At 61.0% G+C, this 22,986-nt stretch carries 22 protein-coding genes, 1 pseudogene and 1 riboswitch; of the genes and pseudogenes, 10 read left to right on the top strand and 13 right to left on the bottom strand.

Annotated features, from left to right (window positions below; genetic code table 11):
- Window positions 1-26: 26 nt before the first annotated feature.
- Window positions 27-620, top strand: coding sequence for a phosphoheptose isomerase (locus tag HX803_RS19760; protein ID WP_024073509.1), 594 nt, complete (start codon window positions 27-29; stop codon window positions 618-620).
- Window positions 617-1,198 carry a BON domain-containing protein gene (locus HX803_RS19755; RefSeq protein ID WP_178922757.1) on the top strand — a complete coding sequence of 194 codons (582 nt, stop codon included), beginning with the start codon at window positions 617-619 and terminating at the stop codon, window positions 1,196-1,198. Before HX803_RS19760 ends, HX803_RS19755 begins: the two co-directional genes overlap by 4 nt.
- A gap of 72 nt (window positions 1,199-1,270) precedes the next feature.
- Here HX803_RS19755 and HX803_RS19750 read toward each other — a convergent pair whose 3' ends face one another.
- The 7 genes from HX803_RS19750 to HX803_RS19720 all read right to left on the bottom strand — a co-directional run bounded on the left by HX803_RS19750 (window position 1,271) and on the right by HX803_RS19720 (window position 12,176).
- Window positions 1,271-2,041 (bottom strand): OmpA family protein, encoded by a 771-nt coding sequence (locus tag HX803_RS19750; RefSeq protein ID WP_178922755.1) that lies wholly within the window; start codon window positions 2,039-2,041, stop codon window positions 1,271-1,273.
- A 232-nt stretch (window positions 2,042-2,273) separates the two neighbouring features.
- Window positions 2,274-2,918, bottom strand: coding sequence for an MBL fold metallo-hydrolase (locus HX803_RS19745; protein WP_178922754.1), 645 nt, complete (start codon window positions 2,916-2,918; stop codon window positions 2,274-2,276).
- 90 nt (window positions 2,919-3,008) lie between these two features.
- On the bottom strand, window positions 3,009-5,738 hold the full coding sequence (locus HX803_RS19740) for a LuxR C-terminal-related transcriptional regulator (protein ID WP_178922752.1): 2,730 nt from the start codon (window positions 5,736-5,738) through the stop codon (window positions 3,009-3,011).
- A 256-nt stretch (window positions 5,739-5,994) separates the two neighbouring features.
- Entirely contained in the window at window positions 5,995-7,359 is a 1,365-nt protein-coding gene (locus HX803_RS19735; RefSeq protein WP_178922750.1) for a DUF1329 domain-containing protein, read from the bottom strand.
- Window positions 7,360-7,402: 43 nt separating this feature from the next.
- The gene (locus HX803_RS19730) at window positions 7,403-9,262 is read right to left on the bottom strand and encodes a DUF1302 domain-containing protein (protein ID WP_178922748.1); all 1,860 of its coding nucleotides are present in this window, start codon (window positions 9,260-9,262) and stop codon (window positions 7,403-7,405) included.
- Window positions 9,263-9,595: 333 nt separating this feature from the next.
- Window positions 9,596-11,278 (bottom strand): fatty acid--CoA ligase, encoded by a 1,683-nt coding sequence (locus tag HX803_RS19725; RefSeq protein WP_178922745.1) that lies wholly within the window; start codon window positions 11,276-11,278, stop codon window positions 9,596-9,598.
- Window positions 11,279-11,543: 265 nt separating this feature from the next.
- The gene (locus HX803_RS19720; RefSeq protein ID WP_178922743.1) at window positions 11,544-12,176 is read right to left on the bottom strand and encodes a LysE family translocator; all 633 of its coding nucleotides are present in this window, start codon (window positions 12,174-12,176) and stop codon (window positions 11,544-11,546) included.
- A gap of 84 nt (window positions 12,177-12,260) precedes the next feature.
- On the opposite strand from HX803_RS19720, the gene HX803_RS19715 reads away from it, so the two are divergent.
- The 3 genes from HX803_RS19715 to HX803_RS19705 all read left to right on the top strand — a co-directional run bounded on the left by HX803_RS19715 (window position 12,261) and on the right by HX803_RS19705 (window position 15,100).
- Window positions 12,261-13,226: a 2-hydroxyacid dehydrogenase gene (locus tag HX803_RS19715; RefSeq protein WP_178922741.1), complete on the top strand. Its 966-nt coding sequence runs from the start codon at window positions 12,261-12,263 to the stop codon at window positions 13,224-13,226.
- Between the two features lie 30 nt (window positions 13,227-13,256).
- Complete coding sequence (locus HX803_RS19710) at window positions 13,257-14,255, top strand: class I SAM-dependent methyltransferase (protein WP_178922739.1); 999 nt, start codon at window positions 13,257-13,259, stop codon at window positions 14,253-14,255.
- A gap of 51 nt (window positions 14,256-14,306) precedes the next feature.
- A riboswitch (yybP-ykoY riboswitch) is annotated at window positions 14,307-14,426 on the top strand.
- Window positions 14,427-14,515: 89 nt separating this feature from the next.
- Window positions 14,516-15,100 (top strand): TMEM165/GDT1 family protein, encoded by a 585-nt coding sequence (locus HX803_RS19705; protein ID WP_101266603.1) that lies wholly within the window; start codon window positions 14,516-14,518, stop codon window positions 15,098-15,100.
- Window positions 15,101-15,262: 162 nt separating this feature from the next.
- Here HX803_RS19705 and HX803_RS19700 read toward each other — a convergent pair whose 3' ends face one another.
- On the bottom strand, window positions 15,263-16,081 hold the full coding sequence (locus HX803_RS19700) for a M48 family metallopeptidase (RefSeq protein WP_178922737.1): 819 nt from the start codon (window positions 16,079-16,081) through the stop codon (window positions 15,263-15,265).
- Window positions 16,082-16,309: 228 nt separating this feature from the next.
- On the opposite strand from HX803_RS19700, the pseudogene HX803_RS33180 reads away from it, so the two are divergent.
- Together HX803_RS33180 and HX803_RS33175 are read left to right on the top strand one after the other, a co-directional pair.
- Window positions 16,310-17,590: pseudogene (locus tag HX803_RS33180) on the top strand (HAMP domain-containing protein); the annotation flags it as partial.
- Window positions 17,591-17,605: 15 nt separating this feature from the next.
- Window positions 17,606-18,448, top strand: coding sequence for a methyl-accepting chemotaxis protein (locus tag HX803_RS33175; protein WP_371262124.1), 843 nt, complete (start codon window positions 17,606-17,608; stop codon window positions 18,446-18,448).
- Between the two features lie 125 nt (window positions 18,449-18,573).
- On the opposite strand, the gene HX803_RS19690 is transcribed toward HX803_RS33175, so the two are convergent.
- From HX803_RS19690 to HX803_RS19680, 3 genes are read right to left on the bottom strand one after another with little or no spacing between them, the layout of a single operon-like run.
- Complete coding sequence (locus tag HX803_RS19690; RefSeq protein WP_178922733.1) at window positions 18,574-19,194, bottom strand: SOS response-associated peptidase; 621 nt, start codon at window positions 19,192-19,194, stop codon at window positions 18,574-18,576.
- A 36-nt stretch (window positions 19,195-19,230) separates the two neighbouring features.
- A complete protein-coding gene (locus tag HX803_RS19685; protein ID WP_178922731.1) occupies window positions 19,231-19,491 on the bottom strand; it encodes a putative signal transducing protein in 261 nt (86 codons plus the stop codon).
- Window positions 19,492-19,502: 11 nt separating this feature from the next.
- Window positions 19,503-19,685 carry a CPXCG motif-containing cysteine-rich protein gene (locus tag HX803_RS19680; protein WP_178922729.1) on the bottom strand — a complete coding sequence of 61 codons (183 nt, stop codon included), beginning with the start codon at window positions 19,683-19,685 and terminating at the stop codon, window positions 19,503-19,505.
- Between the two features lie 132 nt (window positions 19,686-19,817).
- Between HX803_RS19680 and HX803_RS19675 the strand changes: the two genes are divergently transcribed.
- On the top strand, window positions 19,818-20,981 hold the full coding sequence (locus tag HX803_RS19675) for a 1-acyl-sn-glycerol-3-phosphate acyltransferase (RefSeq protein ID WP_176995060.1): 1,164 nt from the start codon (window positions 19,818-19,820) through the stop codon (window positions 20,979-20,981).
- Window positions 20,982-21,138: 157 nt separating this feature from the next.
- Here HX803_RS19675 and HX803_RS19670 read toward each other — a convergent pair whose 3' ends face one another.
- Window positions 21,139-21,396 (bottom strand): hypothetical protein, encoded by a 258-nt coding sequence (locus HX803_RS19670; RefSeq protein ID WP_176995061.1) that lies wholly within the window; start codon window positions 21,394-21,396, stop codon window positions 21,139-21,141.
- A 182-nt stretch (window positions 21,397-21,578) separates the two neighbouring features.
- On the opposite strand from HX803_RS19670, the gene HX803_RS19665 reads away from it, so the two are divergent.
- Entirely contained in the window at window positions 21,579-21,788 is a 210-nt protein-coding gene (locus HX803_RS19665; RefSeq protein WP_176995062.1) for a hypothetical protein, read from the top strand.
- Window positions 21,789-21,845: 57 nt separating this feature from the next.
- Here HX803_RS19665 and HX803_RS19660 read toward each other — a convergent pair whose 3' ends face one another.
- The gene (locus HX803_RS19660; protein ID WP_178922727.1) at window positions 21,846-22,433 is read right to left on the bottom strand and encodes a YajG family lipoprotein; all 588 of its coding nucleotides are present in this window, start codon (window positions 22,431-22,433) and stop codon (window positions 21,846-21,848) included.
- Between the two features lie 182 nt (window positions 22,434-22,615).
- On the opposite strand from HX803_RS19660, the gene HX803_RS19655 reads away from it, so the two are divergent.
- Window positions 22,616-22,849 (top strand): hypothetical protein, encoded by a 234-nt coding sequence (locus HX803_RS19655; protein ID WP_178922725.1) that lies wholly within the window; start codon window positions 22,616-22,618, stop codon window positions 22,847-22,849.
- Window positions 22,850-22,986: the final 137 nt, after the last annotated feature.

Here is a 22,986-nt window from a genome sequence, read left to right as displayed (position 1 = left end):
CAGCCGCGCTACTTAAGGTCACACAGATGGACATGCAATCCCGAATTCGCCAGCTTTTCCAGGCCAGCATCGACACCAAGCAACAGGCGATGGACGTACTTGCACCGCACATCGAGCAAGCCAGTCAGGTCATGGTCAATGCCTTGCTCAACGAGGGCAAAATGCTTTCGTGCGGCAACGGCGGTTCGGCCGGCGATGCCCAGCACTTCTCCTCGGAGCTGCTCAACCGCTTCGAGCGTGAGCGCCCGAGTCTGCCTGCCATCGCCTTGACCACCGATTCCTCGACGATCACCTCGATCGCCAACGACTACAGCTACAACGAAATCTTCTCCAAGCAGATCCGCGCCTTGGGCCAACCCGGCGATGTGTTGCTGGCGATCTCCACCAGCGGCAACTCGGCCAATATTATTCAGGCGATCCAGGCCGCACATGATCGAGAAATGATTGTCGTAGCATTGACCGGCCGCGATGGCGGCGGCATGGCGTCACTGCTGCTGCCAGAGGACGTGGAAATTCGCGTCCCGGCCACTGTCACCGCACGTATCCAGGAAGTCCACCTGCTGGCGATCCACTGCCTGTGCGATCTGATCGACAGCCAACTGTTTGGGAGTGAAGAATGACCGTTAACCGCCTCAGCCTTTTGGCCATCACCCTGTGCCTCGCTATCAGCGGCTGCAGCACGGCCATCACTGCAACACGTGACACCCCTATCCAGGACGACAAGGGCACTCGTACTTTCGGCAGCAAGATCGATGACTCGCTGATCGAAACCAAGGTTGAAGTCAACGTTGCCAAGGCTGCTACCGACCTCGGCAATGGCGCTTCGCGCATCGTGGTCACCAGCTTCAACGGCGTGGTGCTGCTGGCCGGCCAGACGCCGCGTGCCGACCTCAAGGCGCAGGCCGAACAAGCCGCCTCGACCGTGCAGCGCGTGAAGAAGGTGCACAACGAACTGCAGGTCATGGACCCGATCACGCTGCTGGCCATCAGCAATGATGCCTTGCTGACCACCAAGATCAAGGCGCAGATGCTGACCGACAACGCCATTCCCGGCTCGCGGATCAAAGTGATCACCGATAACGGCATCGTCTACATGATGGGCCTGCTGACCCAGGCAGAAGCCACCCGCGCCGCCAACCTGGTACAGGGCGTGTCGGGCGTGCAAAAGATCGTGAAGCTGTTCGAATACATCGACTGACACTGATGTAACCACGCAATAAAAAAGGGCGCCGTGCATTGACTGCACGGCGCCCTTTTTAGTGGCCAGCGTTTACTGGTACTGCTGGTACGGGTTGCCCTGGAACTGGTTGTTCTGCTGTGGCGCCTGTTGCTGCTGTTGGGCAGGCTGGCCATATTGCTGACCAGGGATCGGACCCAGGTTCACCTCTACACGACGGTTCTGGGCACGGCCATTGACGTCGGCGTTGCTGGCGATCGGGTTATCCGGGCCGGCACCGCGTGCGCTCAGGTTGGTCGGGCTCACGCCTTGGGACGTCAGGTAGTTGGCCACGCTCTGCGCACGACGCTGGGACAGGTCCATGTTCAGTTGTCGGCTGCCGGTGCTGTCGGTGTAGCCGACGATCTGGATGGTGTTCTGGTTGAACTGCTTGAGCGAGTTGGCCAGGTTGTTCAGCGGCTGATAGAAGCTGCTGGAGATCGCGTCCGAGTTGGTAGCGAAGGTGATGTTACCCGGCATGATCAACTTGATCTGGTCACCCTGGCGCTGAACTTCAACCCCGGTGTTGGCCATGCTGGCCCGCAGTTTCTTTTCCTGCTGGTCGGCGTAGTAGCCATAACCCGCGCCACCCAGGCCGGCCACGGCGGCGCCAATGAGGGCACCTTTGCCACGGTTGTTATGGTCGATGGCGGCGCCGGCCAAACCACCGGCCAGTGCAGCCAGGCCGCCGTACTTGGCTGTGTTGCTGATACCCGATGAGCCGTTCGCCTGTCCTTGGCTGCCATCGTATGGATTAGGAGACGCACAGCCGGACAACAGGGCAACAGCCGTGGCAACGACAAGCAGACGACGCGAAGTGAACATGAAGGAAGCTCCTACTTTTGCATTCTGTGATGCAGAGGACATTGGCAATGGACCTGTGCCGAGCTTGGAACACGACAAACGGCAAAAATTCCCTGCCCGGCAGACCCCCGCTCCACAACAGGTGGGCACACTAAAACCCTAGCAGACGCTTCCTGAACGGTGATTGTCATTTTCTCTATAAGAGTCGTAGGACAGTCGCCTCTTGGTATCCGGAAAAACACCGAGTCGCGGCCTATGCCCGCACAAAAGGGTTCTCACGCATCTCATCGCCCAACCGCGTGTCCGGACCATGACCCGCCACGACCGTGGCACCCTCATCCAACGTGTACAGGCGCTGCTTGATCGACCGCACGATAGTCGCCTGATCCCCACCCCACAGGTCCGTTCGCCCCACGCCACGGCGAAACAGGGTGTCGCCGGCAATCAACAATTTGGCATCGGCAAACCAGAAGCTCATAGAGCCCGGTGTATGCCCTGGGGTATGCAGCGCCACGCCGCAGCCGCAGGCCAGTTCCTCTTCGTGCTCAAGCCAGCGATCCGGGGAAGGCACTGGCGTGTAGGGCACACGAAACATCTGGCATTGCATTTCCAGATTATCCCAGAGGAATTGATCCTCCTTGTGCAGATGCAAGGTGGCACCGGTCTTCTCTTTCAACTGGCCGGACGCGAGGAAATGATCAAGGTGGGCATGGGTATGGATGATGCTCACCACCTTGAGGCCCAGCGCGTCGAGACGGGCCAGGATCAGTTCATGGTTGCCGCCCGGGTCGACCACGATGGCGTTTTTGGTGATCGGATCGCCAATGATGGTGCAGTTGCACTGCAACGGACCGACGGGGAAGGTTTCGCGAATAAGCGTCGGCAGTTCAGGTTGCATCAGAAGGCCTCAAGTGCGAGTGAATAGGCATTTTTCGGACGTTCTCGCCAGAATAATTGCACCAGTAAACCAGACTGGGCAGCCTCCTTCCTAGCCAATCAAGCGCAACTCCTGCGCCCTTGCCACCGCCTGCGTGCGCCGCTCTACGCCCAGCTTGCTGTTGATATGGCTCGCATGGGTCTTCACCGTGTGCAGCGAAATGAACAACCGATTGCTGATTTCCTGGTTGGAACAGCCTTGGGCGATCAGCTGCAGCACCGCCAGTTCGCGGGCGCTCAAGGTTTCGTGGCTGGGTGAGGTTTCGGCAACCGCAACCACCGGAAGCAGCCCCAGCAGGCTTTGATTCAGCAAGCCATGGGGGTCTCTGCCAAGCTGCTCGCGCATCCAGTCGGGGTGGCTCTCCAGCAAACGCTGGAAGGGTTGCAGCGCACCACCGGCTCCCGCTTCAAGAGCACGGGCCAGCACCGGCCGCGCCTTGGTTTCCTGGCCGGTTTCGAGCAGCAGATGCGCCTGTTGGGTCAGCGCCATCAGGGCAATCATCTGGCGGCCGTCGTTGTGTGCCTGTTGCGCCAGTTCATCAAGCCGTTGCAGGGCGGCGGCAGGTTGATGGCGCGTGGCGTCCAGCGCGGCTTGCTGCAGGCCGATGTGTTGCGGCAGGTGCGGATGAAACTCCGGGGCCGCAGCGGCATGCTCGCCGTTGTAGGTCTGCCCCAACCGCGCCAGCCAGGCATCGGCCAGGTCGGTGCGGCCCTGGGCTAGCCACAGTTCGCATTTGATCAGGGTGATCATCGCCAGGTAGTAGATCGGCGGCACATCCCAGATATGCATCAGGCGCTCGGCTTCGGCGAGTTCGGCGAACGCCGTGGGAAAATCATTGCGCCGCCCTTCGAAGTTGGCGATGACGCAATGCCCGATCAGCACACTGATATCCCGGCAGGCACGGGCTTCGGCCAGGCCGGCACGCAAGCGCGCCAAGCCGGTTTCAGGCTGATAGCGCGCCAGCAGCAAATAACCTTCGTAGAGCGATAAGCGCGCACGCACGGCGTACAGCCGCTGGGGCGCCAGGCCATGCAAACGCTGCAGGCCCTGACGCACCTCATCGAGCGAGCGCAGGATTTCGCCCCGGGCCTGCAACACGCGGGCGCGGTCGTAATGGGCCAGGGCTTCGAACAACGGGTTGCCGACGCGCTGCGCCAGCTCCAGGGACTCGCGGTTCAGGCCACGGGCGCGCCACAGGTCGGCGTCGACAATGGCCAGGTTGGACAGCGTCGACAGGCACATCAGGCGCTGGCCGTAGCGCTTTTGCGGCAGGCTTTCCAGGGCCTCGCCGCAATAGCGCTGGGTCAGTTCGCGGTCGCCGCGCCCCCGGGCGATGATCCCGCTCAGTGCCAGCCACTGGGCCAGCATCGACTTTTGCGCGGTGGCCGACGGTGCCGGCAGGAAGCGACTGAGGTAGCCAGATAATTCTTCTGCCGCATCCAGCTGGCACGCCAGCCCCAAGGCCCAGCTGTACAGCACGATCAAGCGCGGCGTGCTGATCAGCAGGCTGTCGGGCAAGTCCATCTTCCAGCGCAACAGCATGCCCACGTTCTGCTCGGCCAGCAATTGCTCTTCAGACAGGTTCTGCACCAGGTTCGCGGCTACGTCGAGATGACCGGCGCGCAAGGCCTGCTCCACCGCTTCATCGATCAGGCCCTGGGCGTTGAACCAGCGACACGCTCGCAGATGCAGACTGGCCACCGGCAATGTGGCGTTTTTTGCACGACGGGTGCGCAGCAAATCGGAAAACAGATGGTGATACCGGAACCAGTGGCCCTGCTCGTCCAGTGGTACCAGGAATACTTGATGTGCCTGAAGGTAACGCAGGGTTTCGGCACTGTCGTGGGCATCACGCACTGCGTCGCACAGTTCGGCGCAAAAACGTTCCTGGGGGGCGGTGTCGTAGAGGAACGCCTGGACTTCGGCAGGCAGGCAATCGATCACCTCTTCAAGCAGGTAATCACGAATCAGCCCTTCCCCGCCGTGCTGGCTCTGCGGCAAGGCACCTTCATTGCCGGCCTCAGAGGCGGCCAGCAACCAGAAACGCAGGCCCGCCACCCAGCCTTCACTGCGCCGGATCAGGTTATCCAGCGCCTCGCCGCGCAGTGAGTTGCTGTGCTGGTGCAATACGGCCAACGACTCATCGTGGGTCAGGCGCAGGTCTTGCTCGTGCAATTCCAGCAGATGCCGTGACAGGCGCAACCGCGCCAGATGCCAATCCGGACGCTGGCGACTGGTGACCAGTACCACCAGGCCGTCGGGCAAATGGTTGAGGAAAAACTGCAGGCAGCGATCCAGCACCGGACCCTGGGCCAAGTGGTAGTCATCCAGCACCAGCAACAACGGCGCGCGCGTGGAAAGGTGCAGCGTCAGCTCGTCGAGCAAGCCATCGAGCCATTCTTCAAAGGCAAACGGCTGGTGACGCTGGCGCATTTTCAGCAACCCCAGGGATTGGGCGCCGATCTGGGGGAAATATTGCTGCAGGCCGTCGAGCAGGCGCTCGAGGAAGCGGCCGGGGTCGTTATCCCGGGGGCTCAGCCCCAGCCACAGGCTTTGCCAATGGGCCGGCAGGCCCTGGCAGAATTCCACCGCCAACGAACTTTTGCCGAACCCCGCTGGCGCGCTGACCAGCAGCAAGCGCCCTTCCAACCCCGCACCCAGCCGTTCGCACAGGCGAGGCCGCAGCACGTAGCCGTCAGGCAGCGGTGGCCTGAAAAAGCGTGCTTCCAGGGTCGGAATCACGACGCTTGCAGGCCCTGGGATTCGGGACAGATCAGTCATCGCCGGGCTCTTGTAGAAGGCTGTTGTCGGCATTGCAGATGTCCGCAGACTAGCGGTAAAAGCGGCGGGTTTGTAGATCTTTGCAACATTTGCCTGAAAAAGAACTGCGACAAAAAATCTCAACACAAACAAATGTGGGAGCTGGGCTTGCCCGCGATGCAGCCACCTCGGTCTGTCAGACCTACCGAGGTGATGCTATCGCAGGCAAGCCAGCTCCCACACAAGCCCAGCTTCTACATTGGCGAATTATCGCGGGTTAGCGGACGCCATCCTGGCGCAGGGCCGCCGGGGTGAAGTCGCTGGTGGTGGCGGTGAAGCCGAAGTCATAGGCCTGTTTCTCTTCGTTCTTCATGCCCAGGGCCAGGTAGCGGCCGGACTGCAGGTCGTAGAGGGTTTCCAGGGCGTACCACGGCACTTGCTTGTCGTAGTAGTTCTCGGCATGGGCTTCGGCGACGCGCCACAGTTGGCCACGGCCATCGTAATGGTCGATCACCGCGGCTTGCCAGGTGTCTTCGTCGATGAAGAAGTCACGCTTGGCGTAGATGTGACGCTGACCTTCCTTCAAGGTGGCGACCACGTGCCAGACGCGGCGCAACTCGTAACGCGCCAGGTCCTGGTTGATGTGACCGGCCTTGATGATGTCGGCGTACTTGAGCTTCGGATCGTCGATCTTGTAGCTGTTGGAGGCGATGTAGATTTCTTTCTTGCCTTCCAGCTTCCAGTCGTAGCGGTCCGGTGCGCCGTTGTACATGTCGAGGTTGTCGGAAGTACGCAGGCCGTCGGCGGCAGTACCCGGGCCGTCATACGACACTTGCGGCGCCCGGCGCACACGGCGCTGGCCGGCGTTGTAGACCCACGCCGAACGCGGCTCCTTCACCTGGTCCAGGGTTTCGTGCACCAGCAGCACGCCACCGGCCAGGCGGGCCGGCGCGGTCACTTGCTGCTTGAAGTAGAACAGCACGTTGCCCGGGTTTTTCGGGTCAAAGTCTTTCATCTTGTCGCGGAACACGAACTGGTCTTTGAAATACACCAGGCTGAAGGAGCCGTTGGTTTGCGGCGTGGCCTGGGTTACCAGGCGGGTTACGCTGCCACCGCGATAACGGGTGATGTGGTTCCAGATGACCTCCACGCCGCTTTTTGGAATCGGGAACGGTACGGCGGTTTCGAAATTCTCCAGGCCGTTGCCGCCCGACACCAGGTTAGTGGTGGTGGCGTTCTTCTTGATGGCCGCGAACACATCCGCCGGCACGGTGGCGCCGCGATGGGTCGGGTAGACCGGCATCTTGAAGGTGTCCGGGTAGCGCTTGAACATTGCGTACTGCCCCGGCGCCAGCTTGTCTTTGTACTGTTCGACGTTTGCCGCGGTGATGGTGAATTGCGGTTGTTCACTGGCGTAAGGGTTGGCCAGGAAACCACGGGCGTCGACAGCGCCGGCGTTGGTCGGCAGCGGCGACCACTTCGGAATGGTGCCCGCCGCGTTACCGGCCATTTCAGCGCCCATCGGCGTCAGGGTCGTGCCCAGCTTGGCGGCTTCATCCGCCGACACTGCCGCCATGACGTTGCTCGCCAGGATCGACAGCCCAAGCACACCCACGTGCAACAGACTTTTGGTTATTTTCATGTTCTGGTCTTCCTGAAATACAGACTGCAAAAAGAGTGTGTGCTTAGAAGTTCACGCCGAAGCTCAGGGCGACAAAGTCGCGGTCATTCACGGTGCTGTAGTCGCCGCCGAAGAAGTTGGTGTAGTTCAGGCTGGCGGTGTAGGTGTTCTGGTATTCCGCATCCAGACCCAGGCTGACCGCTTTACGACCTTCTTCGAAGTTGGCACCAGGACCTGGCGAATAACCTTTGACGTCATGGGACCAGGCAACGCTCGGCTTGAGGTTCACGCCGGCGAACACATCCGGGTATTCCCAGATGGCACGACCACGGTAGCCCCACGAGGTGGACGTGGTGAAACCGTCGTTGTTGCAGTTGGCGGAGACGTTGCTGGCATCGGCCCCCGGGCCTGCACCGGCGACAGTCCGCCCGTTGAGCGTCGGGCAGAAACCATTGGGCAAGGTGCCAGGGCCGAACACTGGATCGCGGCCATAACGCACATCATTTTTGCTTTCCAGGCCACCCACGTGAGTAACCCCGACTTCGCCCACCAGCGTAAGGCGGCTGGCGCCCATGACCTGATCGAAGAAGTGCGTAAAGGTCGTCTGGAACTGGGTGATTTCCTTGCGGTTGTAGCCGTGGAGCAGTTGGCCCGGCGAGCCTTTGATGATCGACGCATCACCCAGGCCTGGCAAAGGCGTAACACCGGCATACAGGATGTCAGTGGAGCTGATTTGAACCGGCGCATTCGGGCGATAGCTCAACTCACCACTCCAGGCGGTGCCGGTAGGCAGCGTGGTGGAGAAACTCAGGCCATAGAGGCGAATATCTTCCGGGTATTCCATGAAGTACCGGGAGTTACCCGCCACGACCAACGGTGCCAATTGGCCCAACGGTGCCGCACTGTTGAACGCCGCCTGGGAAGCCGCTTGAGCGCTGAAGATCGGCGCACGGCTGTGGTAGTTCATGAAGTACGCGCCGAACTCGGTGTCCAGTGGTTCGAAGTTGTAATGCAGCGCCGCGCCCCACTGGCCGCTGTCACGCGCATCGTCGTCGCCACCGCGACGCACCAAGACGCCTTCGTTGTTGATGTCTACGCCACGGGCAGCCAGTGCCGGCAGGAATGCCGTCGGGATGGTCGAGCGCTTGTTCAAGACACGCAGGTTGTTGTTGCAACCGTCGGACACGATATCGGGCTGCGAGAAGAACGTGCCGCAGTTGTCGGTCACCGTCTGGTCCCATTCCAGCTGGTAAAACGCCTCGGCCGACAGGTTGTCGGTGAGGGTTTGCGACACATAGAACATGTTGACCGGAATCAAGCCTTCCTTGATCTCGGCCCCCGGGCGACGGAATGCGGACACGTCGATCGGGTTGATGGAGTTGATGCCGCCGCCGATGAAGGTACTTTCACCCCAGCTCACCACCTGCTTGCCGAAACGCACGTTGCCCGGCAAATCGGCAATGTTGTAGTTGTGGTAGATGAAGGCGTCGAGGATCTGCCCGCCAGAAGACTTGGCGCCTTCCTTGCGGTTGTTGTCGCTGATGTCCTTGAACGGACGGCTTTCATCCTTGAGTTCGAAGTCGTACCAGTACTTGCCGCGCACAAACACGCCGGTGTCGCCGTATTTCAGTTCCAGGTCATGAATGCCCTTGAAGATCTTCGAGAACGTCTCCCCGCGCTTGAAGTTCAAGTGGCCGTCATCGGAGGTCTGGGACAGGCCCTTGCCGCCGTTGTTGACCCCGATCAGATCCTGGTTGGGTTTGGCCGTCGACCAGCTCGCCCCCACCGACAGGGAGGAGTCAAAGCTGCCTTCGATTTCACCGATGTTGAAACTGACGCCGAATGCGGGCCCGGCGAGCGTAGAAGCGAGACTGACGGCCAAGGGCAGTCTTGCCCGGCGCCAGAACTGGTTTACTGAGGTCATCGACGCTACTCCATGTGCATTATTGTTATGGCAGTGAGCTTTTTCTTACAGATGCATGTAACGGCCGGAATACAACGATTCCAATGCCGGACGGCAACCGAGCCCCCATGGCCCGAAGCGCAACATCCTTGAAAAACTCTGGGAAGGACTATAGCCAGCAGGGGGTATCGCTTGATCCCTCTAAAGTGTGATTTGCATCACCGACCCGTCTGCCGCAACCCTTTCGCCATGCCGACAAAGGTCGGCGGGGCAAGGATGGCTGAAAATCGGCAAATCACAAGTGAAGGCGCCAGATAGAGCATTGCCGCGCCCGAACGGGCGCGGCGGAAAGCATCACAGGGTGGACAGGAACGTACTGTTGTTGGCCTGCCATTCGATGATGTCGATGCGGATACGTTTTTTGTCGAGCTTTCCTACGCTGGTCTTGGGAATTTCAGTAACAACCGCGATCTGGCTCGGAATCGCCCACTTGCTCAGGTGGCCCAATTCAACGAAGGGCTTGAGGTGTTCCTTGAGCTCCCGCGCACCTATCACATGGCCATCACGCACCACCAGCAAGGCAAACGGACGCTCACCCCACTGCGGGTCGGCAATGCCCACCACCGCTACTTCGCGTACCGCCGGATGGCGGCTGACCAGGTCTTCCAGGGCCAGGGACGAGATCCACTCCCCGCCCGTCTTGATCACATCCTTGATGCGGTCACGGATATCGATCACGCCAAATGCATCCAACGTGGCCACGTCACCGGTGTGCATCCAGCCGCCTTCCCACAGCTCGGCGCCCTTCTGAGGCTCGTTGAAATAACCTTCGCTGAGCCACGGCGCCCGCAGCACCAACTCGCCCTGAGACTCGCCATCGGCAGGCAGGAAGTTGCCGTCAGCGTCGATGATTGCCGCCTCCACCAGTGGCCCGGGCACACCGGCCTTGATGCGGTAGGTGGTGCGTTCATCCTCGGTGCCGGCCATCAGCTCTTCATTGAGGTGGGCACAGGACACCAGCGGCCCGGTCTCGGACATACCGTACGCGGCCGTCAGCTGAATCCCACGGGCCTTGGAGGCTTCGTACAAGGTCCGATTGAGCGCACTGCCGCCAATCACGATTTTCCAACCGCCAAAATCCACGCCTTGGGCCGCCTTGGCATTGAGCACCATCTGCAGGATGGTCGGCACGCAGTGGGAAAACGTGACCTTTTCCTTGCGCCACAGCTCCACCAGGTACTCGGGGTCGTAGCGGCCGGGGTAGACCTGCTTCAAGCCAAGCATGGTCGCCACATACGGCAGGCCCCAGGCGTGTACGTGGAACATCGGCGTGATCGGCATGTACACGTCGTTGGTGCCCAGCAGACGCACGCTGTCGACGCTGCCCATGATCGTCGCCACGCCCATGGTGTGCAGGACCAGTTGGCGGTGGGTGAAGTACACGCCCTTGGGGTTGCCGGTGGTGCCAGTGGTGTAGAAGGTGGTGGCGACCGAGTTTTCGTCAAAATCCTGGAAGTCGTACGTGGGGCTGGCGGCGGCCAGCAGGGTTTCGTACTCGCCCACCAGGCCTGGCAGCTCGGCGGTCTTGGCGTCACCGTCGGTGAGCAGCAGGGTCTTGTCGACGGTCGTCAGGTGCCCGGCAATCGCCTGGTAAAGTCCCACGAACTCGCTGTTGACCAGCACGAAGCGGTCTTCGGCGTGGTTCATGGTGTAGAGGATCTGTTCCGGCGACAGGCGCACGTTGATGGTGTGGATCACCGCGCCGATCATCGGGATGGCGAACATGCATTCGAGGTAGCGATGGCTGTCCCAATCCATCACTGCCACGGTATCGCCGGCCTTCACCCCGGCCTCGGTCAGCACATTGGCCAGCCGGGCCACCCGCTCGATCAGGGTGGGGTAGGTGTAGCGCAGTTTGTCGCGGTAGATGATTTCCCGGGTTTTCTCGTAGCGGGTCCCGGACATCAACAGGCGTTTGATCAACAGCGGGTATTGGTACGCGCCTTCGGCGGGTGGGATAACACGGGTCTGCAACATACGAATCCCTTATCTGACTACACGGTCTTGGCTTGAAGACTTGCACTTTAGAGACCTTATGTTTCAGCCAAATCAGCCAAAGGAATGATTTGCAGCGCCCAATGAATGCTAGCTTTGAGCCACTACCGATACCTTACACAGATCCAATGTGGGAGCGGGCTTGCTCGCGAATGCGGTGTGTCAGGCAATACCTTCATTGCTGATCCACCGTATTCGCGAGCAAGCCCGCTCCCACATTTGGACTGTGCTCATCCAGAGATATCGTTTACTTCATGCTGGTAAACGCCAGCTTCACCCCAATCGCAATCAGCACCGCGCCCATGGTGCGGTCAAACCAGTGGCCCATGCGGGCAAAGCCGGCGCGCACGCGCTGCTGGCTGAACAGCATGGCCACCAGGCAGAACCACAGCGCTGTCGCCACCGCCAGGTACACGCCGTAACCGGCCTGGATCGCCAGCGGGGTGTGCGGGTTGATCACCACCGTGAACAGCGACAGGAAGAACAGCGTGGCCTTGGGATTCAAGCCGTTGGTCACGAAGCCTGCGGTAAACGCGCCGCGCGGGGTGCACTCGCCCGCTTCGCGGTGCAACTCGCCTTCGACCGGTGGTTTGGCGGGCTGCGCACGCAGGGCCTTGAAGCCGATGTACAGCAGGTACGCCGCGGCCGCCCATTTGAGTGCGTTGAACAGCACGATGGACTGGGACACGATCAAGCCAATGCCAAGCAACGAGTAACCCACATGCAGAAAAATCGCCGACCCCACGCCCAGGGCTGTCCAGGTTCCGGCGCGACGGCCATGGGTCACACTTTCGCGGACCACCACGGCGAAATCCGGGCCGGGGCTGGCCACCGCCAACAAGTGAATCAAGGCTACGGTCAAAAACTCGGCGACGTACATGCTCACTCCATTAAGTAACTGATTATTTCATCTGATAGGCTCCGGAGATTACGCCTTCAAACCCTGTCGCAAAAGGTACAGTTGATGACGAACAATCGCCGTGCGGTCTTCCTTGATCACCCTTCCCTGGACCTGGGGGACCTTGACCTCAGCGAGCTGCAAGACAGCTTCAGCGAGTTGCAGTTGTACACGGACACCACGCCACAGAACGTGGTTGAACGGGTGCAAGGCGCCCACGTCGTCATCAGCAACAAGATCGCCCTCAGCACCGACACCCTAGCGGCCTGCCCGGAACTCAAGCTGATCCTGGTGTCGGCCACCGGCACCAACAACGTCGACCTCGACGCCGCCCGCGCGCACGGCATCACCGTGAGCAATTGCCAGGGCTACGGCACGCCGGCGGTGGCGCAGCACACGCTCATGCTGTTGCTCAACCTGGCCACGCGCTTGAAGGACTACCAGCGGGATGTCAGCGCCGGCAAATGGCAACAAGCCAAGCAGTTCTGCCTGCTGGACCACCCGATTGTCGAGTTGGAAGGCAAAACCCTCGGCCTGCTCGGCCACGGCGAGTTGGGCGGCGCGGTAGCGCGCCTGGCTGAGGCCTTCGGCATGCGCGTGCTGCTCGGTGCGATTCCAGGGCGCCCTGCCCGCGCCGATCGCGTGCCGTTGGATGAGCTGCTGGCCCAAGTGGACGCACTGACCCTGCACTGCCCGCTCAACGAACACACCCGCGACTTTATCGGCGCCCGTGAACTGGCGTTGCTCAAGCCTGGCGCGTTTGTGGTCAATACCGCACGCGGCGGCTTGATCAACGAACAGGCGCTGGCCGATGCGTTGCGCAGCGGTCACCTGGGCGGCGCGGCCACCGATGTGCTGAGCGTGGAGCCGCCGGTCAATGGCAACCCACTGCTGGCGGGCGATATTCCTCGGTTGATCGTCACCCCGCACAACGCCTGGGGCAGTCGCGAAGCACGTCAGCGCATCGTCGGCCAACTGGCGGAAAACGCCCGGGGCTTTTTCAGCGGCGCACCGTTGCGCGTCGTGAGTTGATAAACTGCGCCCCTTTTCAAGGAGCAGACCATGGATCCGCGCAGTGAAGTACTGCTTCGTCAGGCCGAACTTTTTCAAGGCAACCTGCTGCTGGTCGGGTTGCCTGCCGACGACTTGCTGGGCCGCCTGCCCAATGCCCACGGCTGGAGCTGGCACGCGGGCGACCAGGCAGCCCTGGACGCACGCTTCCCCGAGCGCAGCCAATTCGGCGTGAACGTGCCCGAGCGTGCGTTCGATGCCGCCGTGATTTTCCTGCCCAAATCCAAGGACCTCACCGACTACCTGCTCAACGCCGTGGCCGCACGCCTGCCCGGCGCCGAGCTGTTTCTGGTAGGGGAGAAAAAGGCCGGCATCGAAAGCGCCGCCAAACAGATGATCCCGTTTGGCAAGCCACGCAAGCTGGATAACGCGCGGCACTGCCAGTTGTGGCAAGTCACCGTGGCCAATGCCCCGCACGCGGTCGAACTGGAAAGCCTGGCCCAGGTGTTCGATGTGCCACTGGCCGAAGGCCCCCTCAAGGTGGTCAGCCTGCCCGGCGTGTTCAGCCACGGGCGACTGGATCGCGGCACCGAATTGCTGTTGGAACACTTGGACAAGCTGCCCAGCGGCCACCTGTTGGACTTCGGTTGCGGCGCCGGCGTGCTGGGGGCTGCGGTCAAACGTCGCTACCCGCACAACAGCGTGACCCTGCTCGATGTGGATGCCTTCGCCGCCGCCAGCAGCCGCCTGACGCTGGCTGCCAATGGTCTGGAAGCCGAGGTGCTGACCGGTGACGGAATCGACGCCGCGCCAATGGGTTTGAACGCGATTTTGAGCAACCCGCCGTTCCATGTCGGGGTGCACACAGATTATTTCGCCACGGAAAACCTGCTGCGAAAAGCCGCGAAACACCTGGCAAAAGGCGGCGAACTTCGCCTGGTTGCCAACAGCTTCCTCAAGTACCAACCGCTGATCGAAGAGCATCTGGGCGTGTGCGCAATCAAGGCCGAAGGCAATGGTTTCCGCATTTACCGTGCCAAGCGCGGCTGACGGGCGTTTGAAAAAGAAGGCTTGCCGAATGGGTTTTGCCTAGGCAGAATCCGCTCCGTCCTAGGGGAGTAGTCTCCCACGAGCGCCACGCTCGTCCGGCATACGTCAACATACTTGGTCAGCAGACCATGGCGTATGCGACCCAGGAGTCCGCACAGACGGACCGGGGTTTGACAAGACCTATGACACGCACACCTTACCCGGGGCGGGAAGGCTGTACGTGTCATAGCCGTGTCGACCCGCCCCTGGAAACCTACCTGATGCTGGATTCATTACTCGTACCTACCGCAATCGTTGCCTTGGCCGAAATCGGCGACAAGACGCAACTGCTCGCGCTCATCCTTGCCGCACGCTTTCGCAAGCCCTGGCCGATCATCGCCGGCATCGTCGCCGCGACCCTGGCCAACCATGCGGCGGCCGGTGCCGTGGGGGCCTGGTTCGGAAGCTTCTTCTCGGATGCGGTGCTGCATTGGATCCTCGCGGCGAGTTTCTGCGCCACGGCCTTGTGGACCCTGGTACCCGACAAGCTCGACGATGACGAAGCCAGCACCACGCGCAAATTCGGGCCGTTCCTGACCACGTTGATTGCGTTCTTCCTGGCGGAAATCGGTGACAAGACGCAGATCGCCACGGTGATGCTGGCGGCGCAGTACCCGGAGTTGTGGCTGGTGATCATCGGCACCACCCTGGGCATGCTGATTGCCAACGTGCCGGTGGTATTGGCGGGGAATTTCGCGGCGGAGAAACTGCCGCTGACCTTGATTCGCCGACTGGCGGCCACCGCGTTCTTTATCCTGGCCGTGGTGGCGGTGTACAAGGCCATGCAGAGCAGCGGCTGGATCTAGATCTGTAAACCCAATCCAATGTGGGAGCTGGCTTGTCGGGTCGCCGCATCGCTGCGATGCAGGCAACTCGGTTTAGCAGATGAACCGAGCCGATGCTATCGCAGCGGTGCGGCGATCCGACAAGCCAGCTCCCACATTTGGATCATCAGCGAACCTGGAGCATCAGGATTTTTTGGCCTGCTGGTACAGCGGCATCACTTTTGGAATCGCGGCTTGCAACGAAGCGATTCGGCTGTCGGAAGCCGGGTGTGTGCTCATGAACTCAGGAGGCGCGCCTTCCGAAGCCTTGGCCATCTTGTTCCACAAGGTAATCGCTGCGTTCGGGTTGTAGCCGGCACGAGCGGACAACTCCAAACCAATCAAGTCAGCTTCGTTTTCATTGGCGCGACTGTTGGGCAAGGTCATGCCGTACTGAACGGCTGCATCACCGAGTGCCATGCTGTTCTGACCCAGGCCAAAGATCGCGGCAGCACCCTGCTTGGCCATCTCGATACCGTATGCCTTGGACATGGCTTCACGGCTGTGCTCGCGCAAGGCGTGGGCGATTTCATGGCCCATTACCGCCGCCAACTCATCGTCGGTCAGCTTGAGCGTTTCGATCAGCCCGCTATAGACAAAAATCTTGCCGCCCGGCCCGCAGTTGGCGTTGATCTCGTCACTCTTGATCAAGTTCACTTCCCATTGCCATTGCGCCGCATCCGGGCGGAAAGCCGGCACCTGGACGATCAAACGCTTGGCAATGGCCTGCACGCGTTTGGCATTGGCACTGGTCTTGTCGACAACGCCCTTGCCACTGGCCTCGGTCAACGTCTTTTGGTAGGACTGCGCGTACATCTGGTCGACTTCCTGGCTCGACAACATGCTGTACATATATTGCTTGCGCTCAACGCCTACTGCGCCGCCACTGGTGGTGTTGACCGCCTGGCAACCCGCCATGAGCAACGCCGCAACCAAACCACTTACCGCCCAAGACTTCTTCATGAACACGCTCCCTGAAAACATGCCGCGTATCGTAGGCGGTCAATTGTATTGGCGCCAGATACACCAGACGTGTAACCGCTGGATTTCGGATACATCCCACACCTTCACTGCGGCAGCGAAAGTCTCATTTGCGACACCCCGCACTATTTTGTAGGACAAGCCTTAAGCCTCCCGACCCCGTGGCCGATACAAAAAAGCAGCCAATCTCCCCCTGCGTCCGGAGCGTTCATGAAATTCAAGTCGATTCAGTTTTCTGTCGCGGCACTGACCGGGGCCATCGTGCTGAGCGTGGTCGCAGTACTGGTGCTCTACGCCTTGTTTGCCGGCGCACGCACCCAGGAAATGGTGCAGGAACGCACCCAGACGCAGTTCGAGCAAATCATCGAACAACGCCTCACCACCCTGGCGCAAACCCAGGCCACGTTGATCCAGCGTGAATTGGAAGCGCCCCTGGTGACGGCCAAGGGCTTGGCCACCACCAATGCCCTGCTCGGCATGAAAGACGCCAAGGGCGAGCCGGCCCTGCAGATCGGCCGCGAACAGTTGATCGGCCTGCTGCATGAAACCGTGGTGCGCAACCCGAAGATCCTCGGCGCCTACATCGGCTGGGAACCCAACGCGATCGACCACAACGACGCCGCCTACATCAACAGCCCCATCGTCGGCATGGCCGCCGACGGCCGCTTCCTGCCGTGGTGGTACCGCAACGCCGATGGCAGCCTGGGCCTGGACAAGCTGGCCGACGTCAACGACCAGAACATCCTCTCCACCGGCGTGCGCGCCAGTGAGTACTACCTGTGTTCCAAGGAAACCAAGAAACCCTGCGCCATCGACCCCGCCCCTTATAAGGTGGGCAACGCCATGGTGATGCTGGCCTCGTTTATCGAACCGATCATGATCGATGGCACCTTCCAGGGCATCGTCGGCGCCGACCTGTCGGTGAACTTCATCCAGGAAATGCTCACCCGCGCCGACCAGAACCTCTACAACGGCGCTGGCGAACTGGCCCTGATCTCCAGCAACGGACGCCTGGTGGCCTATACCAAGGACGCCAGCAAGCTCGGTGAAAAAGCCTCCGACCTGCTCGACAGCAACGAACTGGCCAACCTCAGCCAACTGAAAGTCGGCGAAGTGCGCTACGACATCGACAAGGCACACGGGCACATCGAACTGTTCCTGCCGTTTAACATCGGCCAGGCCGAAGCCCGCTGGACCCTGATGCTGCAACTGCCGCTCAGCGCGGTGATGGCCGACTCGCAGAAGCTGCAAAGCGACCTGCAAGCCCAACGCAAGACCGACACCTTCGGCATGGCCATGGTCGGCCTGCTGATCGCCGGCATCGGTTTGCTGGTGATCTGGCTGGTGGGCCACGGTATTGCCCGCCCGCTCAAACAAATGGTGGCCATGCTCAACGATATCGCCCAGGGCGAAGGTGACTTGACCCGCCGCCTGACCAGTGATCGCGCCGATGAGCTGGGCGCAATTGCCAGCGGCTTCAATACCTTCCTGATCAAGCTTCAGGGCATGATCACCCAAGTGGTGAGTTCGGTGCAGAAGGTCAGCGACTCGTCGGAACATACCGCCGACATCGCGATTCGCACCAACCAGGGCGTGCATAAACAGATGGTGGAGATCGACCAGGTCGCGACCGCCGTGCATGAGATGACCGCCACTGCGCAAGACGTAGCACGCAATGCCACCCAGGCCGCTCAGGCCGCCAGCCATGCCGACCAGGCGGCGAGCCAGGGCATGCGCATCGTGCGCGACACCTCCACCTCCATCGGCGCCCTCGCCGAGGAAATCGGTAAGGCAGTGGGCGTGGTGCAAACCCTGGCCAAAGACAGCGAGAACATCAACGCCATCCTCACCGCCATCCGTGGGATTGCCGAGCAGACCAACCTGCTGGCGCTCAACGCCGCCATCGAGGCGGCGCGGGCCGGCGAGCAGGGCCGTGGTTTTGCCGTGGTGGCTGATGAAGTGCGCAACCTGGCGCAGAAAACCCAGAAGGCCACCGAAGAAATCCAGACCATGATCCAGCAGCTGCAACAAGGCACGCGGGACGTGGTGCGGGTGATGGAAGACAGCCAGAACCGCACCGATGAAAGCGTGCAACACGCGGCCAAGGCGGCCGAGGCGCTGGAGACGATCACTCAGGCGGTGTCGGTGATCAACGACATGAACACCCAGATCGCCAGCGCGGCCGAGGAGCAAAGCGCAGTGGCCGAGGACATCAACCGCAACGTGATCAATATCGGCCAAGTGGCCAATGAAGTGGCGGGTGGCGCGGATGAGTCCAGTGCGGCCAGTGCGGATTTGACCAAGTTGGCGGAGCAGCAGCGGCGGCTGATCAACCAGTTCAAAGTTTAAAGAGCTGCGGCGTTCATCAGGCCGCTTTCGCGAGCAAGCCCGCTCCCACATTTTGATCTGTGAACGCCTTCAAAATGTGGGAGCGGGCTTGCTCGCGAAGAGGCCAGAACAGACAACAGAGAAATTCAAGCCGGGGTCAGGCACTCCGGCCCATTGAGCTTGGGATCATTGACCATATTGGCCAACACCCGTTCGCGCAATGCGAAGGGCTCACTGGCCAGCAACGCTTGCAGCGCATGCAGCGGTGTCTCCGGGTTCAACCAGGCCTCCTGCCCCGCCGCATCCAGGATCAGCGGCCGCCGCTGGCTCTGCGCCGGCTGCGTCACCACCGCCGTGCTCAGCCACACTTGCTCCTGCACCGGGTAGGCTTCCCAGATCGCCGCAAAAAACAGCGTGGAGCCCTCCCCCGGGGTCAGCCAATACGGGCGCTTGCGCTGGGTACCGCGCCATTCGTAGAAGCCATTGGCGGGCAGCAGGCAACGGCGCTGGCGAAAGGCTTCGCGAAACATCGGTTGTTCGGCCAGGGTTTCGGCACGAGCGTGGGCGGGCGTGCGGGAAAGGTCCGTCAGCCACGGCGGCGTGAGGCCCCAGCGTGCACGGGCCAGGGTGCGCTGGCCGTCGATGGCGCGCTGAATCAGCACCGAATCATTCGGGGAAATGTTCCACTGGGCCTGCTGGTCGGCCGGAAAGCCCGGCAAGGCGGCAAAGGCAGGGTTCCAGCGAAACAGGGCATAACGTCCACACATGGGGCAACACGACTCTTGGGTAAACCGAACAACAGCCTAACAGACCAGCACGTCGGGGAAGCTGTCGGGTTCATCGCCGGGCATGGGTTGGGCACCGATATAAGCCGTGATCAGCTCGCGCGCGTAGACCGCACGGTCGTTATCCACTTCCAGGCCCAGCAGCCCGAAAATCGGCAGCTCGCCGGTGCCGCCGAGCAAATGCCGGCCCACCAGGTGCGCCTCAATGCCCTCGCTGGCGAGCATCTGTTGCAACAGCTCGCCCTCCATCAGGTTTTCCGGCTCGTAGATTCGCTGCATGGGCGTACCTGTCAGTCGTTTTCGCTACGGGTTTCAAGCATCCACTCTTCCCCGTGGACCTGCAGGTCAAAAACGATCGGCCGACAACAGACCTGGCAGTCCTCGATATAGGTCTGATCCCCTCCAGACAGGTCCACCGTTGTGTCGACCGCTTCACCACAATAAGGACAATCGTACGTCGCGTTTTCCAGCATCGCAGCCTCCAAGGTGACTTGTGCGTATAATCGCCGGTCTATTTACAGGGCTATTTTCGGCCGAGCCCATTACTCGGGCCGCACCCTGGTATTTCCTTTACTTACCCTAGCCGTTTCTAACAAGAGAGCATGATGGGCGAATTCGATACCATCCGACCTTACAACGACAGCGAAGTCCCGGCAGTGCTGGCACGTCTGTTCAGTGACAAGGCCTTTCTGGACATCCTGACCCACTTCCGCTTCCCGCGCTTTGCCGGCGCCCTGGGCTGGCTGCTCAAGCCGATGATCGCCCGCAAACTACGCCGTGAGTTCGCCGGCGTCACCACCGTGGCCACGCTGCAGGACAAAGTCGAGTATTACGTCGACCACACCATCGACCGTGCGACCGACGGCGTGACCTACACCGGGGTCGAGCAGCTCAAGTCGGGCACCGCCTACCTGTTCCTCGCCAACCACCGCGACATCGTGATGGACCCGGCCTTTGTCAACTACGCCGTGTACCACGCCGGCCTGCCAACGCCGCGTATCGCCATCGGCGACAACCTGCTGCAAAAGCCGTTTGTCAGCGACCTGATGCGCCTGAACAAGAGCTTCATCGTGCACCGCTCGATCACCGGGCGAAAAGAGAAAATGGCGGCCTACCAGTTGCTGTCAGCCTATATCAACCACTCTATCCGCAATGACGGCGCGTCGATCTGGATCGCCCAGGCCGAAGGCCGTGCCAAGGATGGGGATGATCGCACTGAGTCGGCGATCCTCAAGATGTTCCACGTCAGCCGCAAGGACGAGCCGTTTGCCGAGGTGATCCAGTCGCTGAACCTGACGCCGGTGTCCATCAGCTACGAATACGACCCCTGCGATTCAGCCAAGGCCCGCGAGCTGTACATCCGCGCCACCACCGGCACCTACAGCAAGGCGCCGGGTGAAGACGACGTGAGCATTGCGCTGGGCATCACCGGCTACAAGGGCCGCGTGCACGTGAACTTCGCGCCGCCGATCACCGAACGCTTCGAGGACACCAAGTTGCTGGCGGTGGAAATGGACCGCCAGATTCTCGGCGGTTATCGGTTGTTCCCGGTGCATTACCTGGCGTACGCCCAATGGAGCGACGCCGACCCGCAATTGCAGGTGCCGACGGCAGCCGAGGTATTCCCGGCCGATGAGCTGGCCAAGGCCAAGGCGGAGTGGGAGCGACGCTTGAACGAATGCCCGGCCGAGCACCGGCCGTTCCTGGTGGTGCAATATGCAACGCCAGTGCGCAATCAGTATCGGGTGAAGGCAGGAATCCCCCTGTAAACACCGATTCAAACGGTGGGAGCTGGCTTGCTGTGGCGAGGGAGCTTGCTCCCGCTCGACAGCGTAGCTGGAGCCGGCTCTTTGGGGGCGCTTCGCACCGCAGCGCAAGCAAGCTTGCTCGCCACAGCAAGCCAGCTCAGTTGTTTTGTGGTGTTTTCTACAGGCGGGTGCTGATCCAGGAAACGGCCAGCGCCAGGCCCAGGCAGGCAAACCCGATGCGGTAAGCCAACCGGTGCGCCCGCTCGGTGCGCACATCCAGAAACAGCATCGGCTGGTCGATCGCGCGATCTTCGCTCTGGGCGGTCAGGTCGGCCATCGCTCGCTGCTCTCGCAGACGGGTAATAAACAGCAGCGCGGCAGCCGGGCAGGCCACCAATAAAGCAACAGCATTGATCAGCAGTGCGGGCAGCGCCATCGCAAACCTCGGTGAATCAGTATCCAGGTATCAATTCAGATACAAACCTGAACGATAGTCGCCTCCTGCGCCTAACCACTCCGTCCCCCATTAACGGCTAATGTATCCAGTAATTTACATCGTCACCTGAACGTCACCTTAACAAGCCACTCTGTTGCCCTTCGAACGTTCGGGAGCTTGTCATGCTGCATGCGCAAAACCAGGATCGGCTGTATCTGATTGCTCAAAGCGATGAGCAGGAGGCCCTCGTCGGCGGCCTCGCCTTCAACGTTCAGGACCGTCATTGGCTGGTGTATTGCGCGCTCGGCGGACACCAGCACGCCGACCTGCCGGAGCAGGACCTGCTCACTGGCGTGAGTGTGCTGGACTTTTATGTCGAAACGGCTGCATGAACGCTACAGGCACAAAAAAACCGGGCTCATCACTGAGCCCGGTTTTTTTATAAGCGGTTACTGCGAGCTGAGCAGTTGGCCGATGCTTGGGTCCTTGAACAGGCGGGTCAAGGCATCGCTCAGCACATCGCTGACCAGCTTGGTGTTGGTTTCCTGGTTCGGCGCCATGCCGAAGCGCTGGTTCAGGGACGCACCGTAACGGCCGCTGTAGCGGCGGGTGCCGGCGGAGACGTCGGACTTGAAGGTGGCGCCAATGGACGCCTCGGTCACGTACAGGCCTTCTTTAGGCGACTGGTACTTCAGCTCGGCCAGGGTGATGGTCAGCTGCGGCGCACCCGGCGCATTGGGGCTTGGCGTGAAGCCCAGCAGGCGCACGGCGGCTTCCGCCTGGGCCTGCAGCTTGGGCAGTACGTCCTGGGCATTCACAGAAACCAAAGCGGTTTCAGGGTACAGGCCACCGCGCGAACCGAGGGTAGGCGACGGACGGCCATCGACCACACGCACCGACACCGGCTGGCCATGCCCGACCGGCGCCAGCTGCGAGGTGACTTTCGGCTCTGGGCTGAGTTGTTGCGGGCTGTTGGCGCAGCCAACCAGGGTCAAACTGGTCACAGTGATCAAACCGAACAACAGGCGTTGCAACATACTCATTTCTCCAGGACTAGGCGCAAACAGGCCAGCAGTATAACGGTGCACGCCCGCCACTCACCAGCCATCCTGAACGGCGGCTGAAGCCGGGTTGAAATTACAATTTCGCATAAATCCGTCATTTCAATGTCATGGCACACTGGCAACCTTCGAGCATGTAACGTAATAGGTACAAAGCCATGCGCCTTCTCAAATCGCTGTTCATGCCAAACGCCCGTCATCGCCACTATGCCCTGCTTGACGCACACGGCCATTGCCTGGCGTTCAAGCAATGCAGCTTGCCACCGGTCGGCGAAGGCTGGGTGGAAGTGGCCGAGACCCATCTGGGCTGGATGCACCGTCCGCTGCCGGCCAGCGCCCGGGTGAACACGAGGGTGGCACACGAGCATCCACGTCACGCGCTGGCTTCCTGACCAAAGCCTTAATAAAAGTCATAAAACACGCCCATTTCCTTGGCGTTCTTCGCTACAATCTCCCCCCGATTATAAGGACGTCTCCTGATCGGGCCTCGCAGCATCGTTAATGCCTCGGCATTAACCCCCAATCGCCC

Origin of the sequence: Pseudomonas sp. P7548 (assembly GCF_013386585.1) — a bacterium.
GTDB lineage: Bacteria > Pseudomonadota > Gammaproteobacteria > Pseudomonadales > Pseudomonadaceae > Aquipseudomonas.
The sequence above is the reverse complement of the archived record's forward strand: the minus strand, read 5'-3'. Positions and strand labels throughout refer to the sequence as shown.

Excerpts from the sequence above, each read along its gene's own strand:
- HX803_RS19760 (WP_024073509.1), top strand. The coding sequence starts at position 27 with ATGGACATGCAATCCCGAATTCGCCAGCTTTTCCAGGCCAGCATCGAC.
- HX803_RS19690 (WP_178922733.1), bottom strand. The coding sequence starts at position 19,194 with ATGTGTGGACGTTATGCCCTGTTTCGCTGGAACCCTGCCTTTGCCGCC.
- HX803_RS19680 (WP_178922729.1), bottom strand. The coding sequence starts at position 19,685 with ATGCTGGAAAACGCGACGTACGATTGTCCTTATTGTGGTGAAGCGGTC.
- HX803_RS19715 (WP_178922741.1), top strand. The coding sequence starts at position 12,261 with ATGACGAACAATCGCCGTGCGGTCTTCCTTGATCACCCTTCCCTGGAC.
- HX803_RS19730 (WP_178922748.1), bottom strand. The coding sequence starts at position 9,262 with ATGACCTCAGTAAACCAGTTCTGGCGCCGGGCAAGACTGCCCTTGGCC.
- HX803_RS19700 (WP_178922737.1), bottom strand. The coding sequence starts at position 16,081 with ATGAAGAAGTCTTGGGCGGTAAGTGGTTTGGTTGCGGCGTTGCTCATG.
- HX803_RS19660 (WP_178922727.1), bottom strand. The coding sequence starts at position 22,433 with ATGTTGCAACGCCTGTTGTTCGGTTTGATCACTGTGACCAGTTTGACC.
- HX803_RS33175 (WP_371262124.1), top strand. The coding sequence starts at position 17,606 with ATGATCACCCAAGTGGTGAGTTCGGTGCAGAAGGTCAGCGACTCGTCG.
- HX803_RS19670 (WP_176995061.1), bottom strand. The coding sequence starts at position 21,396 with ATGGCGCTGCCCGCACTGCTGATCAATGCTGTTGCTTTATTGGTGGCC.
- HX803_RS19750 (WP_178922755.1), bottom strand. The coding sequence starts at position 2,041 with ATGTTCACTTCGCGTCGTCTGCTTGTCGTTGCCACGGCTGTTGCCCTG.
- HX803_RS19655 (WP_178922725.1), top strand. The coding sequence starts at position 22,616 with ATGCGCCTTCTCAAATCGCTGTTCATGCCAAACGCCCGTCATCGCCAC.
- HX803_RS19710 (WP_178922739.1), top strand. The coding sequence starts at position 13,257 with ATGGATCCGCGCAGTGAAGTACTGCTTCGTCAGGCCGAACTTTTTCAA.
- HX803_RS19685 (WP_178922731.1), bottom strand. The coding sequence starts at position 19,491 with ATGCAGCGAATCTACGAGCCGGAAAACCTGATGGAGGGCGAGCTGTTG.
- HX803_RS19735 (WP_178922750.1), bottom strand. The coding sequence starts at position 7,359 with ATGAAAATAACCAAAAGTCTGTTGCACGTGGGTGTGCTTGGGCTGTCG.
- HX803_RS19745 (WP_178922754.1), bottom strand. The coding sequence starts at position 2,918 with ATGCAACCTGAACTGCCGACGCTTATTCGCGAAACCTTCCCCGTCGGT.
- HX803_RS19740 (WP_178922752.1), bottom strand. The coding sequence starts at position 5,738 with ATGACTGATCTGTCCCGAATCCCAGGGCCTGCAAGCGTCGTGATTCCG.
- HX803_RS19725 (WP_178922745.1), bottom strand. The coding sequence starts at position 11,278 with ATGTTGCAGACCCGTGTTATCCCACCCGCCGAAGGCGCGTACCAATAC.
- HX803_RS19675 (WP_176995060.1), top strand. The coding sequence starts at position 19,818 with ATGGGCGAATTCGATACCATCCGACCTTACAACGACAGCGAAGTCCCG.
- HX803_RS19665 (WP_176995062.1), top strand. The coding sequence starts at position 21,579 with ATGCTGCATGCGCAAAACCAGGATCGGCTGTATCTGATTGCTCAAAGC.
- HX803_RS19755 (WP_178922757.1), top strand. The coding sequence starts at position 617 with ATGACCGTTAACCGCCTCAGCCTTTTGGCCATCACCCTGTGCCTCGCT.
- HX803_RS19705 (WP_101266603.1), top strand. The coding sequence starts at position 14,516 with ATGCTGGATTCATTACTCGTACCTACCGCAATCGTTGCCTTGGCCGAA.
- HX803_RS19720 (WP_178922743.1), bottom strand. The coding sequence starts at position 12,176 with ATGTACGTCGCCGAGTTTTTGACCGTAGCCTTGATTCACTTGTTGGCG.